This is a genomic window from Comamonas sp. B-9, from assembly GCF_000410635.1.
Lineage (GTDB): Bacteria > Pseudomonadota > Gammaproteobacteria > Burkholderiales > Burkholderiaceae_C > Comamonas.
Window position 1 is genome coordinate 1 of the sequence record NZ_KE148547.1, and the last position, 347, is coordinate 347.

Below are 347 nucleotides of genomic sequence, written 5' to 3' on the forward strand. Positions count from 1 at the left end.
GAGCCCAGGCCGCCGCTGGCGCTGACGGCAGCGGCCAGCGCCGGGCTGTCCGAGCCGGTCATCGGGCCTTGCACCACGGGCAGCTGCAGGCCCAGTTCTTGTGTCAGGTTGCGGGTCATACGGTCTCCATCGCGGTGGGGCAAGGGGTGGGGGGGGGGGTCGGGGCCGCTGCCTGCAACACGGCCAGCAGCTGCTGCACCGCGGGCGTGGCATAGCCCTGGCGGGTGACAAACATCGTGGTGCAGACGCCCAAGGGCTCGCTGCGCACCGGCAGCGCATCGCGCTGCAGATCCAGCACGGTCTGCGGCACCACGGCGACCGCGCTGCCTGCGGCCACGGCCGCCACG

At 73.5% G+C, this 347-nt stretch carries 1 pseudogene; it reads right to left on the bottom strand.

The window, feature by feature from the left end:
• Positions 1 to 115 precede the first annotated feature (115 nt).
• Positions 116 to 347 (bottom strand): annotated as a pseudogene (locus H928_RS33165) (hypothetical protein); the annotation flags it as partial.